16 protein-coding genes and 1 pseudogene are annotated in these 14,028 nt (G+C 36.7%); 2 read left to right on the top strand and 15 right to left on the bottom strand.

Annotation, left to right across the window (positions count from 1 at the left end; all coding sequences use genetic code 11):
* Positions 1 to 32 precede the first annotated feature (32 nt).
* The 13 genes and pseudogenes from lanM to V6D44_RS05735 all read right to left on the bottom strand — a co-directional run bounded on the left by lanM (position 33) and on the right by V6D44_RS05735 (position 11,441).
* Positions 33 to 2,960: a type 2 lanthipeptide synthetase LanM gene (gene lanM, locus V6D44_RS05795; RefSeq protein WP_333516326.1), complete on the bottom strand. Its 2,928-nt coding sequence runs from the start codon at positions 2,958 to 2,960 to the stop codon at positions 33 to 35.
* 17 nt (positions 2,961 to 2,977) lie between these two features.
* Positions 2,978 to 3,169: a class II lanthipeptide, LchA2/BrtA2 family gene (locus V6D44_RS05790; RefSeq protein WP_064671707.1), complete on the bottom strand. Its 192-nt coding sequence runs from the start codon at positions 3,167 to 3,169 to the stop codon at positions 2,978 to 2,980.
* A 61-nt stretch (positions 3,170 to 3,230) separates the two neighbouring features.
* Positions 3,231 to 3,425, bottom strand: coding sequence for a plantaricin C family lantibiotic (locus V6D44_RS05785; protein ID WP_064671706.1), 195 nt, complete (start codon positions 3,423 to 3,425; stop codon positions 3,231 to 3,233).
* A 366-nt stretch (positions 3,426 to 3,791) separates the two neighbouring features.
* Positions 3,792 to 4,367: a response regulator transcription factor gene (locus tag V6D44_RS05780; protein ID WP_064671705.1), complete on the bottom strand. Its 576-nt coding sequence runs from the start codon at positions 4,365 to 4,367 to the stop codon at positions 3,792 to 3,794.
* Entirely contained in the window at positions 4,360 to 5,727 is a 1,368-nt protein-coding gene (locus V6D44_RS05775; protein ID WP_327844998.1) for a sensor histidine kinase, read from the bottom strand. Before V6D44_RS05775 ends, V6D44_RS05780 begins: the two co-directional genes overlap by 8 nt.
* Before the next feature lie 7 nt (positions 5,728 to 5,734).
* Complete coding sequence (locus V6D44_RS05770; protein ID WP_124072819.1) at positions 5,735 to 6,400, bottom strand: alpha/beta hydrolase; 666 nt, start codon at positions 6,398 to 6,400, stop codon at positions 5,735 to 5,737.
* Positions 6,401 to 6,544: 144 nt separating this feature from the next.
* A pseudogene (locus V6D44_RS05765) lies at positions 6,545 to 6,706 on the bottom strand (abhydrolase domain-containing 18); the annotation flags it as partial.
* A gap of 894 nt (positions 6,707 to 7,600) precedes the next feature.
* Positions 7,601 to 8,326: a hypothetical protein gene (locus V6D44_RS05760; RefSeq protein WP_064671702.1), complete on the bottom strand. Its 726-nt coding sequence runs from the start codon at positions 8,324 to 8,326 to the stop codon at positions 7,601 to 7,603.
* Positions 8,298 to 9,179, bottom strand: a complete 882-nt coding sequence (locus tag V6D44_RS05755) for an ABC transporter ATP-binding protein (RefSeq protein ID WP_333516325.1) — start codon at positions 9,177 to 9,179, stop codon at positions 8,298 to 8,300. Before V6D44_RS05755 ends, V6D44_RS05760 begins: the two co-directional genes overlap by 29 nt.
* A gap of 25 nt (positions 9,180 to 9,204) precedes the next feature.
* Positions 9,205 to 9,561: a DUF2178 domain-containing protein gene (locus V6D44_RS05750; RefSeq protein ID WP_333516324.1), complete on the bottom strand. Its 357-nt coding sequence runs from the start codon at positions 9,559 to 9,561 to the stop codon at positions 9,205 to 9,207.
* Positions 9,558 to 9,791, bottom strand: coding sequence for a helix-turn-helix transcriptional regulator (locus V6D44_RS05745; protein WP_333516323.1), 234 nt, complete (start codon positions 9,789 to 9,791; stop codon positions 9,558 to 9,560). Before V6D44_RS05745 ends, V6D44_RS05750 begins: the two co-directional genes overlap by 4 nt.
* A gap of 919 nt (positions 9,792 to 10,710) precedes the next feature.
* Positions 10,711 to 11,190 (bottom strand): 23S rRNA (pseudouridine(1915)-N(3))-methyltransferase RlmH, encoded by a 480-nt coding sequence (gene rlmH, locus V6D44_RS05740; RefSeq protein ID WP_003226975.1) that lies wholly within the window; start codon positions 11,188 to 11,190, stop codon positions 10,711 to 10,713.
* An 80-nt stretch (positions 11,191 to 11,270) separates the two neighbouring features.
* Positions 11,271 to 11,441, bottom strand: coding sequence for a CxxH/CxxC protein (locus tag V6D44_RS05735; protein WP_003236479.1), 171 nt, complete (start codon positions 11,439 to 11,441; stop codon positions 11,271 to 11,273).
* A gap of 184 nt (positions 11,442 to 11,625) precedes the next feature.
* Between V6D44_RS05735 and V6D44_RS05730 the strand changes: the two genes are divergently transcribed.
* Entirely contained in the window at positions 11,626 to 12,039 is a 414-nt protein-coding gene (locus V6D44_RS05730; RefSeq protein ID WP_087993694.1) for a hypothetical protein, read from the top strand.
* Between the two features lie 32 nt (positions 12,040 to 12,071).
* On the opposite strand, the gene fdhA is transcribed toward V6D44_RS05730, so the two are convergent.
* Both fdhA and V6D44_RS05720 read right to left on the bottom strand, forming a co-directional pair.
* A complete protein-coding gene (fdhA, locus tag V6D44_RS05725) occupies positions 12,072 to 13,298 on the bottom strand; it encodes a formaldehyde dehydrogenase, glutathione-independent (RefSeq protein ID WP_333516321.1) in 1,227 nt (408 codons plus the stop codon).
* Between the two features lie 62 nt (positions 13,299 to 13,360).
* Positions 13,361 to 13,531 (bottom strand): hypothetical protein, encoded by a 171-nt coding sequence (locus V6D44_RS05720; RefSeq protein WP_087993692.1) that lies wholly within the window; start codon positions 13,529 to 13,531, stop codon positions 13,361 to 13,363.
* Between the two features lie 151 nt (positions 13,532 to 13,682).
* Here V6D44_RS05720 and V6D44_RS05715 point away from each other — a divergent pair, with 151 nt between their 5' ends.
* On the top strand, positions 13,683 to 13,979 hold the full coding sequence (locus V6D44_RS05715; protein ID WP_064815437.1) for a hypothetical protein: 297 nt from the start codon (positions 13,683 to 13,685) through the stop codon (positions 13,977 to 13,979).
* The last annotated feature ends 49 nt before the right edge of the window (positions 13,980 to 14,028 follow it).

Below are 14,028 nucleotides of genomic sequence, written 5' to 3'. Positions count from 1 at the left end.
TAGTCTTCTTTTTTTAATTTCAGAAAATATTTTCATGTTAGCGTTAAAGGGGAAATTTTAATTTTAGGATCAAGTGATTTACAAAGGTGCAATAGTGCACCAGCTTGACCCGCCATCAATCCTGGGCTTAACGGATAACGACCTTTCCCGTTTTTATAGTAACTAAAAATGTATTCTGGAGAGCCGAAAGTTGTTTTTATTTCTAAAAGAATTTCTGATGTTTCTTCTGGAAATGATTCACTTACATACTCAAGCGCCTCTACTATTCCCAGGCTTCCGTGACAAAGTACCGGAATACGTGAGATAGGGATCCTTTTTAGCTGACCGATTATATTGAGCACTGATTCTCGAGACAGAACTTTTGATTTGTATGCTTCGTAATAGGCTATTAATAGGCCTGCTAAACCATTACACCAAGATGATGATACATGCTCATTACCGGCATCTTTATATGTCTCTATGATTCCATTATTATTTGTGTACTTGTTACAGATAATCGAATCAATCTCTTCAATCACTCTTTTTATCTCGCTTTTTTCTTGTTTTTGATTGACCAAAGCAAAAAACCAAAGTAATTGACTATATCCATGGGCCAATCCTGAAGTTGTTTTAGCATCACTATCATTAATTCTTGAGTATGCCAATGAGAGAGTTTTATTGATCATATCATCACTTAATTTGAAATCTTCCTGCATTCGGTATCTCATAACAATCGAACCGCTTTTTCCCGTAATCATATCGAAAAAATTATTATCTTCTGATTCCAAAGAACGATGCAATATTGGCCAAGACTTAACAGCTATGTCTTTCCATCTTTCGTTTCCGACGATATCCCCTGCTGAAAATAATGTCCACAGTAGCCCTGAAACTCCAGAAAATGCACCAATTCCAGAAAGAAGGACATTTCTAAGTTCGTAACTTCTATCCTCAAGAATTTTCGCTGATTTTTCAAAAATATCGTAAGAAGCTTTTAAAGCAATATCGTCCGATAAAAGTTTACCAGCCACTGCCAATGCAAGTGCCGGGCCAACTCTTCCGCTATATAAATCGTATCCTAAAACTCCTGGCGTCCAGCCTTGCCCAAATCGTGCAACAGGACCAATCCAAGTTTTAGGTAAATGTTCATAGCGATCGTCTAAAAGTGATTCAGTTAATGATTTTGAAAACCAAGAAATTATTTCCCTATGCTTTAAAACATTGTCATCTTTTAATGTGTTCAGTCTTTCTAATGTAGGTCTTTCTTCTTCAGTGGATTCTGATTCTTCTAATTTTAACGTTCCATCAGTATGGGGATCTGCTAACTTAGCAACAAAAGCTAGCCGTATTAGATTGATTTGTTTAGTCAAGTCTGATTTTGTGAGACTTTTCATCTTCAAAATAAATGCTGATTCGGGACTTGTTGAAATAGAAGAAACAACTTCATTTCCACAAAAAACTTCTGTTCCTTTAAAATTGACAGAAAAGTATGGTATATCCCCATTCCAAAGTTGTTTAGATTCAGATTTAACCAAATTAATATCACTTGTCATACTCAGTATTCCAATGCGCGACAATAAAGCATGTGCCGTGTCTATATTCCTGGATGGCTCTGCATCTGTTAAGATACGTAAAAGTTGTTCGTATCTATACGTCATATTATGTATATAGCGAAGGTTAGCGTTTCTAAATGACTTTATAACTGCGTCAATAAACAAATCCTTTTGATCAAATATTTGCATGAAAAAATCAGAGAAACCATCGATAATTTGGTCACATCTTTCATGTATCAACGCTTCTAAATCGGGATCAGTCGATAGAGCATTATCAATTCTTTGATGTTTCCAGACAACTTTTATATCTGAAGAAAAACCATCTTTTATATCGAAGGTTTTAAAAGGACTTACACTATTCTGATCACGAATACCAGTGAACCCGACATCAACTGAACCATTACTTGATTTTTTACCTAATGATATTGGAAGTACACCTGTACCATATACTGACTTCTCCATTGCATAATATGCGCTTCTTTTAGCCTCCGGAATTCCAGTTCTAACCCGAGATGGATGAAACAAAGTTTCCAAATCTATTGGAAGTGGCCCCTCATTTGTCCATAATATATTACTAAAGTGCATATCTGAAGCATTTAATAAAAACATTAGACATGCTAATCTACCTGCCTGAAACATATCCTTCTTGTCTTCATTGGTTTCTTCAAAAGATGTAAAACCATATTTTCCAAAATCAACAACAGTCAGAGAAGGCATCTTTGGAGAAATAAATTTGTTAATCTCACGAATAAAATTCGTGTATCCAAGTTCTCCGGAGACTGAACGTGGTTTAAAAACAAGCTTTTCTCCTTGTTCAAAGGTAATAATCGCTACTGAAGACCCATTATTATGTGTGTCTCCACCTGACTCTACAGAAACAATACGGCTAGTGCATGGAATGCTGAATTTTTCCTCTATCTTCAGACGATGTTTTTGAGTCAATTGAATAGTATCTTTGATTGCAATTGCCTTATTTTCTAATACATTATTGCATCTTCCCCATGCAATTGAGTAAGTACCCGCAAATTCTTTAAATTCCGTATCCATTAATGTTTGGGTATAGTACTCATAAATCATTTTTGAATTCATAGACCCCTTGGGTAATGTTTTAATCTGTTCAGCAAAACATCTTATTAGGTAGGAGAAAGCTATCTGTGAAAACAACTCACAGATAGCTTTTTTGAATGATTCAGGCTCAACGAGATGCTTGTCCATCTTTGAGTCCCAGACTTTCTCCCAGATGTTTCGCGCAATCATCCTACAAGGGTTATGATAGGGATAAAGTTCCCGGTCCTTAAAACTCTCCACATTCTTCAGATTATCTGGAGAATGCGGAGGCAAATCATCAATATAATGGAGAAGTGGTGCAATGTGTTCATCGAAATCCGCCTTTTCAAGTTCCGGGTAAAACTGTTTCCTATATATAACCATTATATTTTATCTCTCCTTTAACAAGCGCGAGTACAAGCAGTAGTCGGACAAGTGTTACTTGAAATATATCCTGTAATAACAGATAAAGCCGGTGTCCAACCACCAACAACATCATCTTCAGTTAATGCAATCATATCTGATTCAAGGTATTTTCCAAGTTCTAGCTCGTTTTTTAAACTATTATTTGCAATAGACTTTTTATCATTCATTGTCATATCCCCTATTCACATAATATTTTTTGACATTATCACATAAAAGCATTTCTAATTATTAACACCAAGCCATACATTCTTTACTGACAGTACACCAGCCACCCTTATTTCCCCAGTAATCACTTAGAGAGAATGTATTTGTAGTACATGCTCCAAATACATCATCATCAAATTCTTGATCTACAACTTCTTCAAACCAAGTAACTTGTTCTTGTTTAACCTCTTTTTGTAATTTACTGAATTCAGTCTTCATATTATTTCTCCTTTTCTTTATCTATTTCAGATAAATTTGACTAAATTATGAAACACTAGAAGTTCCCGATTATAATGTATTACCATTGTTTCAGATAAAGCAAACACACCTTATAAATAGCAACTACTCAACGTTTTTAAATCCAATGTCTGAATGGGAAATAGAGCCAGTCCAATCTTTTCTTACAGTAAATATCCTTCCTCTATTAAAAACATCACCCCCTTTGCAGAAGCTCTGGCTCAATTAAATGATGAAGACCGTGAGCTATTATGGAAATTTTTTAATTCGTTGACGAATAATACTCTACAATATTTTCCAAATAAAAGGGAGGGGTAATTTTATACCCCTCCCTTTAAAATCGTGATTTCATTTGATTTTTTCTTTTATTGTTTTTAGCTGCTTTTTAATCGTTTCAACCGATTTGAACAATTTTTCAGCTATTTGGGCTCTACTTAGTCCTTTTTCCTTTAACTTGAAAACTTCGCGTTCCGCAGGTGTTAATACACTTGCCTTTCTTTCTAATCTAAGCTCATTGATAAGCAAACTCGAAACGTCTGCATTAAAGCTTACTTTATCTGAATATGCTTCTCTAATCGCCTTTGGAATATCTTTATAAGAGGTTTTGTTTATATAATTTGTTGCTCCTATATCGAACGATTCTAAGATGACTTCTGGCTCGTCCCAAGATGTTAACATGATAATCTTTTCAAAACCTTTCTCATTTAATTCCCTAGACAAATGAAGCCCGCCTAACTCTTCACCTTCAGATAAAGTTAAATCCATTAATACAACATCAACGTCTGAAGAATCAATTTGAAGAGCTTCATCTTTAGTAAATGCTTGACTAACAACTATGATATCGGTCTCTTTTTGAACCAATTCAGATATACATTTCATCCAGACCGCATCATCCTCAACAATCATTAATCTAATTTTATCCATAACATTCCCCTGACAAATTATTCTTATATTCTTGGATTGGTGTAATATTAAGAACTCTGTTTTTTGGCAATGATAATGTTATTGTTGTTCCATGGCCTAATTGGCTTTTTACAGTTATATCACCTTTATGTTTTGTCATAACGTTATAACAGTATGTTAATCCAAGACCAAAATTCCCCACCTTTTTTTTTGTTGAAAAGAAGGGATCTAATATTTTTGAAAGCTTATCTTTCTCAATACCTTTTCCGTTATCTATAAAATCTATATGAATGTTTTTGCGAGTTTCATAGATTCTAATTGTCAGTGTTTTGCTGTCTCCCATAGCCTCTATAGCGTTTTTCATTATATTTATAGCTGTTTCTTGTAAATGAACGAAATCTCCATATACCTGTGCATCAACTTCATATTTTTTTAATATGTCAACTTCTGAAATCTGTGGTTGAAGTAAGCCGATGCTTGACTTGATTAAATCACTCATACGAAACTCGGATTCCTTCAGCTCCATAATATCTAATTTTTTTTGAATACGACTTGAAAGCTCAAACAAATGATTTGCAGACTTTAAAATCAAATCAATGGTTTCATCATTATTTTCTTGATTATGAGTATCTTTCAATTGATTCGCCAACAAATCAATTTTAGCCACTTCATTTTTTATTGAGTGGTTTAACAAAGCTGTACCTGATGTTACAGCTTTCATTGTTAGGTCACGTCTTTGTTTTTCAAACTTTATTTGAACGCCTAGAAAGCCATATTTAGTGATGAAGTAGATAAATAGCAAAAATGCTGCTGTTATAACCCACGGATTGAGCATCCAAATTCCGAATACCCCAAAAGCCTCTAAAATAATATTTGTGAACACTGCAAAAATAAGTGTTGGCACGACTACTAAGCAAGTGAGTATTTTTTGTTTTTTAGCCATCTTATTCGTTTCCGAATATGCAGAGTAAACCATCAAAGCCAATGATATAAAAACATAAGGAACAACCCAAAGGGATAATATTACATGCTGCGTCCCCCATATAGGATAATCTGTGAAAAAAACCTGCATGATGATAACGGGAATGAATAATAACAGCTTCCAAAGAAGTTTTTGCCTTGGTTTTATTGTATCTGAAAATACTAAGCCGAAAATTAAAATTGCATATGCAGTTCCATAATGTCCTATTGACGAAGACAGATAATGCAAAAATTGAATCCATTTAGAAGCATGATCAAAAACATATGATAATAAGACACTTAATCCACCAAAACCCCCACCGATGCCAATGAAACTTCCCCATCTGGTTTTTTCATTTTCTGGGTATGTGAGCAATAGAATAGAACTCATCAACCAAAGTAACGCAGTAAGTATAAGCATCGTAATCTTACCTTTTTATTTTATTTTGAATGAATGAAAGCGTATCGTTTGCCAGCTTTTTGCGACAAAGAACAATGCCTGAATGACCACAATTGTAGACATATCTTGTGGGTTTCCCCCAACTTTCCCATAAATAATCTGCATCTTTTAAGTCAATATACTGATCATGTTTAGCAGAAATCAGCAGAATGTTATCTTTATTAACTTTCGGTAAAGCTTGACTAGCATCTGTGATATTCCAATACGTCACTAAATCTTCATAAGTCACACCATTTTGTTCTAATTCTTCTCTTATGAATTTACCTGGGATCGTGTTCCATATTGAATAAGAAAGGCGATTGGCATAAAAGATTGATACCACTACATCAATTTGGGATTCTAGGGTTGCAATTAGATTAGTAACCCATCCCCCTAAGCTTACTCCCACTATGATAACAGGTCCTTTTTTATTTGCTTTTATCCAGTGAATTAACGCCCGTAAATCGACAATGGCCTGTCTTGTCGACTCAATTGTACGATCAATATTTGCACTAATCATCAACTCGCCACTATACAGTGAATTTTCCGGTTCTCTTTCAAAATGGTATGGAAGAGAATAATAATACATGTTCCAGCCTAAATCGTTCATTATACGATTATGAAATATTTTTTTGATCCTATTGTACGAATCCATGCGCCAACCGTGTACAAAGATGACATTGGGTTGATCCATATCATTTTTATTTAAAAAAACCTCCCCTTTTAAAGTATCATTAACAAGATTCCCAGTTTGAATTAAGGATTCATAACTAAATGTACCAACCCTATAACTTTTTTTAGATTTATTCAAATCAATTGAAACATCAACTATATTTGCACTGTAAACTTCCTCTCTATCATCTATATTGGCTGTAAAAGCAGCAGAAAAGTGTTTATCCTTGCTTCTTTTTCTGTGTAAATCATATAAAGCCAAACGATCTATCATTTCTGAAAAGTGCACTTTCCGTCCTCCTTGATTACTTAAAATATTGTGTTTTCTCTTTGCATTTTATCCCTCAAAGCTACTTAGGTATTTTAAACCATCTGTGGAAATTTTTCTGCCACGAACTGATTAGATTTTACCACTATAAGTATACATTAACAATCATTAGGGAATCTTATTGAAATTTCATTTTCATATAAAAGACATAAATGATGAACAACAATTAATAATAAAGAATACATGTAGAATAAAAAAAATTTAAGGAACGCATAAAAAACGTTGTACACCATATATAACAAGGGATGCAACGTTTTTATTAATATTTAAATTCACAAAGCATGTAACATTTTACTTATGAAGGCATGACGAAAAGCCTTTCCACGTTTTAAATTTTTGAAAAGGCTTATAGGATTTTACAATCCAAATTAATGTGACCCTCTTATCAAGAATGGTGGTTACCATACAGTATTTGATATTAATGAATTATGTCAATATGGTTTTGATGCTTAGAAATGACTTTAGGAAAAAATTTTTTCATTGTAAGGTCGAAAGGATTTGTGGTTTGTTTGTTGAAAGACCTTGAGGTAGCAATTAGTGAGGTAGATTGGTAATGAAATTAAAGTAAAACGGTACCCATTTTTCAACATGGTTTTTCTCAAAATGGCATAAGATCCGGGAAACAGAGTAGGGTAACCTTCAAATAAGCCTAAATCTCTTGTGGAAACGTCATCCATTCACTTACACTTCTGCAGGTAATTGAAGTTGTTTCAGCGCTGTACAAAGAAAGTCGAAGAGAAAAATTTCTCTCTTCGACTCGTCACCATGGAGTAAGTTGAATATTCGTTTAATTTATCCTATATTTTAGCTAAGAACAAGGGCAGTCTATTACTTTTTTAAAATTTGAACACACTCTTATATTTCAATTTTTTTGCTCTTTTTGAGCACGAGTACAAAAAGTACGATTAAAATAAAACAACCAATGAAGTACTGTAGAAGCGAAAGTGGATTTGAGCCAACCATAACTGGATAGAAATAACCAGGAAAATTTTCAATTAAGCCTGAAAGAAATTTGTTATGAGTACTTTCCAAAATATTCGCTAAAATATTAGGAAAAAAAAGTAACATTGCTGTTAAAATACCATAAACTGCACCACTTCGAACACCATATAATAATAAAATATACCCTAACAAGAAATAAGTCAGCACTAGAAGAAAGACATTAACAAAGAATCCCAGAAGGAAGGTAACCTTCAATTCTCCAGGCACTCCAAGTTGTTGTGTAACTAGAAGTAAACCTATTCCCAATGCTACATAAAGTAAACTCACAAGTAGTGCAATTACGACATTGGCCAATACATAGTTTTTTCTGTTTTGTTTTGAGTTGTTAATTAACGAAATTGTCTTAGAAGAGTAATCCCTATTGACAAAATAAAGCGGGTGTAATACCGCCGCCAACATCCCCAACATACAATAAAAATTGGAGACATGTTTAATGTTAAACGGCGTATTTGCTGTTAATATAAAGTAACTCACGAGTAGTGCTGGTCCAAAAGCTCCCAACACTCCAACAGCCAAATGGCCCTTTTTAATTAGTTCTTTAAAATTGTAATTAACGTAATTTTTGATATTTAGTATCATGATCTTCACCCCTTAATTTGTTCATATAGACATTACGAAGCGTTTTTTTCTCAGCAGTAAAATCAATTAACCTTATCTTCAACTGATTTAAGAATTTAAATATCTCAGTATTTTCTGCTGTCGTTTCAATTTGAATTGTTCTCTCGCTTGTGTGAATAATACTTCCGAACTCCTGGCTCTCGATAAATGTTGCTAAGTCAGTAGGATTATCAAAAACTAATTTTAGAATAGATTGGCTCTCCTTACTAAATTGTTGTTCGTCGGAAATAGTGCCTTTTTCTATAAACAAAACTCGATCACAGATTGTTTCAATATCTTCTAGCTTATGGCTGGAAATCAAGATACCGATATTCCACACAGTAGCCATTTTTCTTAATTGCTGTAATACTTCAAGGGATGTTTCTATGTCCATACTGTTTGTTGGTTCATCTAATATAACGTAACTTGGCTTATTCAATAAACTTATGACAATGCCTAATTTCTGCCGCATTCCCAAAGAATATTCTTTCACCTTTTTATTCAATACATCAAATAATTGTAGACCCTTTAGAAGTTCCTCGTATTCGCTAAGTTTGAATTTATTTCCGTATATTTCTGAAAAGTAGGACAGATGCGCTAATCCGGTCTTATTACTGTATAGTTTGGGTTCCTCAATTAAGTATCCAACATGATTATTGTCTTCAACAGATCCATCGAATGTCTGAATTGTTTGAGCAATGATCTTCATAAGAGTACTTTTTCCAGCACCGTTACTTCCAATTAAACCAACGATTTCTCCTTGTTTAAAATCAAAAGATATTCCTTTTAAAACTACAGAGCCACTATATTTCTTGGCAATTGAATTTACATGCATTTTTCCAATCCTCCTATTTAGTTCTTTAGTTTAAAAAATCTTTTATATATCGAACGGCTAGATAGATTGCTGAAGCGAAGAATGCAATTGCATACTTAAATAAGAAGAAAACTTGCCACATATATTCTTTTGGGAAAATCAAGTCGCACAAAATTAGTGCATATAACATACAGAGACAACCTTTTAAAGCGATTTGGTCTGTTCTCTCGTCAGTCTTACCCATTTTTTTATGAAATACGATTGTCAGAATCAATCCGACTACAAGCAATACAAACCCGCTACCAATGAGAATACTCCAATTTCCTTGAGAATGTTCAGCCCAGGACTTTAAAGGGGAAAAAATTGCGTTAGTGATAGTATCTGAGATCGAATTCATTTTCATTTTTGATCATTTCCTTTCTCATAAGTAAAAATCTCGTTTACATCCACTTTAAAAAATTCGGCAATTCGAAAAGCTAATAGCAGAGTCGGAACATAATTTCCTTTTTCCATTACGAAGATGGTTTGTTTGGAAACCCCGACTTTCTTTGCTAATTCTTGCTGAGACAATCTGGCAAGTACACGATATTCATAAACCTTATTTGAGATTGAATCACCCAAATTTTCCCTCATGACTTTCACCTCTTGATTGAATTATAAACTGTTTTTTTATAAAAGTAAAGTTCACTTATACAAAAGTATGGTATTCTTTATGATATGCTTATACAGATCTTTGAAATTCATTTTTTTCGGTAATTGAAAATACGCAAGTAGGTTGATTTTTCAAATTATCGTTTTTAAATTCCTAAAGCAGCTTCACCAGTTCTTGATGTACCCTCGGTCATCCTCGTATAGCCATAATTCACAAAAATACTCTCCTTAATATGAATCCTATCTATGATAGTTTTATGTGCAAAAGAGGTTGTTTTGGTTACAATTTCTTAGCCTATAGGCAAGTACATTTGTGCAACAATAGAGCCCGCTTGTGAAAGAATAAAGGCCTAATTACTTGTTAAAAGAAAGTGATATTTGGCCTTTTAATGCTTTAATACTATAATTTTTCCTCACTGGTAAATATGGAGATGACCGAAAGGCAGAATAAGGGGAATTCATGGTGGACGAGTTCTTGGATACCGGAGTAAAAATAAGGAGCTATTAAAATTTCCGAAGAAATAGTTAAAATGATCTTTTCTAAATATGTTGATGGGGATGATTGAAGATCGCCAACCATTCAATAAGCTTGGTAACGAACAAAGAACCGGAAAGAGTTTTCACAGGTCAACAGTAAACATTATACTTAAGTCACTACAGACTTTATATGTACACAACTGCAAGAAATTTTAGACTTATGAGAACGCTTAGATTCTATGGAATTGAGACAACTACCTGTAGCGTCTATCATAAAAATTGATGTAAGCAAAGTAATTAAAAGATATTCAATTTTTCTTTTGTTGCCTATATCATAGTAAGCAGGAGTCCTAGTGACTCCTCCCTACATAACATGGTTACTAACAACTCCCACATTCTTCGGGATTTTAAAGAAAACCGCTACCTATTTATGATAAGGTTCCCCACGATTAATCCGAAAAGCCCGATAAATCTGCTCTACCAAAATCAACCGCATCAACTGGTGAGGAAACGTCATTTTCGAAAACGACAGCTTCTCATCCGCTCGCTTCATCACTGCATCGCTCAATCCCAGTGACCCTCCGATGACGAAGGTGACTTTGCTTTTTCCATAAGTAGCCAGCTTATCTATTGTATCGGCTAGTTCTTCGGATGTTTTCATTTTTCCTTCGATGGCGAGGGCGATGACGTGGGCGTCGGGGCTGATTTTGGATAGGATGCGGTCGCCTTCTTTGTCTTTTATGATTTTCATGTCCTGGTCACTTAGGTTTTCCGGCGCTTTTTCGTCCGGGAGTTCGATGATGTCGATTTTTGCGTAGGCCGAAAGTCGTTTTGTGTATTCTTCAATGCCTTGCTTGAGGTATTTTTCTTTTAGTTTTCCGATGGTCACAATATTAATATTCACAGGTCATCCCCACTTTAAGAACAAGTTATTCATATATGTTGCCCACAATTGTGGATATCTTTTCTGTATTTTGTGTAAGATCATTCGTTCCCCACTATATATACTGCGGGGTCTCCACATAATTCACAGGCTGTGGATAAACTGTTAGTATGTTCGATTTTTCTGATTTCGGGCGGCAGCTCGTGGTCGTCTATGTACATATCCAACACGGTTTCGATGTGTTCTTCACAGGAATAATACGTTTGTTTCATGTTCAAATCCTCCGATGGTTTCTTGCGTTTTTGTAAATGTTCTCTTCCCAATATAACCTATTTATTCACATGTTAGTAGTGCTTCGGGCTGAGTTTTATCCACAATTCGACAAACAAGCTGTTGATGACTCTATTTCGCTCGTGTGTTAGTTTGGATGTAACCGATGTTTGGGGAGGTCTGCATTTGCGCGTTAGATGGGTTTGGCTTTTTGTGATCATGTTGCTGCTTGCTGGGTGTCAGCCGTCTTATTGGGTGTTAGAGAAAGATCGAATCGGTGAAGGGAGTCCAGACTTAGAAATATACGCTAATTACCTTCAAATGCATGATGACGTAAAAGGATATCAAGTCTTCACCATTTCAGAAGGCAAAAAAATGGTTGTTGTGTCTCTTGGAAGCAGAGAGAAGGATAAGAAGCTTGAGGTGTCAGGCGTCAAATTCTCGCCTAAGGAAACGATTGTAACTGTGAAGCGAAAACCCGCTACCAAGGCAAATGAGAAAAACCCTTATATTCTGATTGGACTGGACAAAATAGAAGGAGACTTCATCGTCCAAGACGAATCAGGAGATCGTTTTAAAGAAACAGATGACCAGCAATAAAGCCGGCGTTCTGAGAACGTCCGGCTTTTTCTTTACTTCAGCATTCCATGCGGGTCGATGACGAATTTTTTGGCTGAGCCTTTATCGAAGTCGCTATAGCCGTTTGGGGCTTCGTCCAGCGATATGACTGTGGCGTTGACGGCTTTTGCGATTTGCGCTCTGCCGCTCAAGATCGCTTTCATCAAATTGCGGTTGTATGTCATGGCTGGTGTTTGTCCGGTGACGAAGGTGTGGGCTTTGGCCCAGCCGAGACCGAAGCGGATTTTTAGTGAGCCTGTTTTGGCGTCCGTATCCTTTGCACCGGGATCTTCGGTCACATATAAGCCCGGAATGCCAAGGCTTCCGCCGACCTGGGTGACGTCCATGATCGAGTTCAGCACGGCGGCTGGCGCTTCTCCTTGATTGCCATGTCCAGATGCTTCAAATCCGACACAGTCCACGGCGGCATCAACGGTCGGTTCACCTAGTATTTGTTCAATTTGCTCGCCGAGGCGATCGTGTTTTTGCACGTTGACCGTTTCGCAGCCGAAGCTTTTCGCCTGTGCCAGTCTGTCTTCGTTCAGATCGCCGACAATCACCGTCGAGGCGCCAAGGAACTGGGCGGAGTGTGCGGCGGCTAAGCCGACAGGTCCCGCTCCAGCGATATAAACGGTTGAACCTGTTTGCACGCCCGCTGTGTACGCCCCGTGGAAGCCGGTCGGAAAAATGTCGGACAGCATCGTCAAATCGAGAATCTTTTCTAACGCCTGTTCTTTATCCGGGAACACCAATAGCTGAAAATCGGCGTACGGCACCATGACGTATTCCGACTGGCCGCCGACCCAGCCGCCCATATCGACGTAGCCGTAAGCCGATCCCGGCCGTTCCGGGTTGACATTCAAGCACACGTGCGTTTTCTGCGTTCTGCACATCACACAGCGCCCGCAGGCAATATTGAAAGGAACGGATACGATGTCACCTTTTTTGATAAATTCAACATCCCGCCCCGTTTCAATGACTTCTCCGGTGATTTCATGCCCGAGCACCAAGCCTTCCGGCGCCGTCGTGCGGCCTCGCACCATGTGCTGATCGCTTCCGCAGATGTTTGTGGTAAGCACCTTCAAAATCACCCCGTGCTCACATTTACGATTCACATTCGCCTTCGGAACGCCGGGCCCGTCCTTCAAGATTAACTCCGGATACCCGATATCCTCCACCGCTACAGTTCCTTCGCCTTTGTACACAACCGCTTTGTTTCCTGTCAACGCCATTCCTCCCATTCATGTTTTTGGACTTTTCGTCCTTGAACATGACTTCGGTTCGGCATGACCCTTTCCCTTTTTCACGACTGTTTTTTCTGCATCTTAACGACAATAAAAATGCCAAGCCAGCACCCGACAATGGTTCCGACGATGTCCAACCAGCCCGCTTTTCCCCCGTTCAGCAGGAACACAGTAACCGCCGAAGTCAGACCAATAATCGCTGCTTGCAGCATGACACGTTTGGTGCCCATTTGATCCCTCCTTTACCCGTCATTCAATCCAATCGATACATTATTTTACAAAAATTCACAATTATAACACAGAATTAATTTAAAACAGATAGGATTCTCAAAGAAATCATTGAATTTTATATTTGATTTCAAAAAAATGGGAGGTAAGAAAATGTTTAAAAAAATTGTGATTGGTACATTAGCTTTGGGAATTACACTAGGTGTTGGGAGCACTTTTGCTAGTCCGGCTTCTGCGGCTGAACTTTCTACACAGGAAGTCAAAGCACAGGATATCAAATATGTCACGGGTTATAAAGTGACTTACTGGGGGCTTTCTGATTACAACGATATCCCTGACTATTACAACTACTCAATTGATGGCTATAAAGGAACATTGGAGCTTTATAACTTTGAACCACGTTATGACGGTGGCTGGACAGCTTTCTATCAAGGATATGTATCAAACTAAGCAACAGAAAAAGAGACTTCCTGCAAGTCTCTTTTTCGTATTTCCTGAG

Source organism: Bacillus sp. 0209A (assembly GCF_036765095.1).
GTDB classification, from domain to species: Bacteria; Bacillota; Bacilli; order Bacillales; family Bacillaceae; genus Bacillus; species Bacillus subtilis_G.
Note: the sequence above shows the minus strand (reverse complement) of the source record. Positions and strands in the feature narration are given on the sequence as shown.

What these genes read in the sequence shown, in the direction of transcription:
- lanM (WP_333516326.1), bottom strand. Translation starts at nt 2,960, where the DNA reads ATGGTTATATATAGGAAACAGTTTTACCCGGAACTTGAAAAGGCGGAT.
- V6D44_RS05790 (WP_064671707.1), bottom strand. Translation starts at nt 3,169, where the DNA reads ATGAATGATAAAAAGTCTATTGCAAATAATAGTTTAAAAAACGAGCTA.
- V6D44_RS05785 (WP_064671706.1), bottom strand. Translation starts at nt 3,425, where the DNA reads ATGAAGACTGAATTCAGTAAATTACAAAAAGAGGTTAAACAAGAACAA.
- V6D44_RS05780 (WP_064671705.1), bottom strand. Translation starts at nt 4,367, where the DNA reads ATGGATAAAATTAGATTAATGATTGTTGAGGATGATGCGGTCTGGATG.
- V6D44_RS05775 (WP_327844998.1), bottom strand. Translation starts at nt 5,727, where the DNA reads ATGCTTATACTTACTGCGTTACTTTGGTTGATGAGTTCTATTCTATTG.
- V6D44_RS05770 (WP_124072819.1), bottom strand. Translation starts at nt 6,400, where the DNA reads ATGGATTCGTACAATAGGATCAAAAAAATATTTCATAATCGTATAATG.
- V6D44_RS05760 (WP_064671702.1), bottom strand. Translation starts at nt 8,326, where the DNA reads ATGATACTAAATATCAAAAATTACGTTAATTACAATTTTAAAGAACTA.
- V6D44_RS05755 (WP_333516325.1), bottom strand. Translation starts at nt 9,179, where the DNA reads ATGCATGTAAATTCAATTGCCAAGAAATATAGTGGCTCTGTAGTTTTA.
- V6D44_RS05750 (WP_333516324.1), bottom strand. Translation starts at nt 9,561, where the DNA reads ATGAAAATGAATTCGATCTCAGATACTATCACTAACGCAATTTTTTCC.
- V6D44_RS05745 (WP_333516323.1), bottom strand. Translation starts at nt 9,791, where the DNA reads ATGAGGGAAAATTTGGGTGATTCAATCTCAAATAAGGTTTATGAATAT.
- V6D44_RS05735 (WP_003236479.1), bottom strand. Translation starts at nt 11,441, where the DNA reads ATGAAACAAACGTATTATTCCTGTGAAGAACACATCGAAACCGTGTTG.
- fdhA (WP_333516321.1), bottom strand. Translation starts at nt 13,298, where the DNA reads ATGGGAGGAATGGCGTTGACAGGAAACAAAGCGGTTGTGTACAAAGGC.
- V6D44_RS05720 (WP_087993692.1), bottom strand. Translation starts at nt 13,531, where the DNA reads ATGGGCACCAAACGTGTCATGCTGCAAGCAGCGATTATTGGTCTGACT.
- V6D44_RS05715 (WP_064815437.1), top strand. Translation starts at nt 13,683, where the DNA reads ATGTTTAAAAAAATTGTGATTGGTACATTAGCTTTGGGAATTACACTA.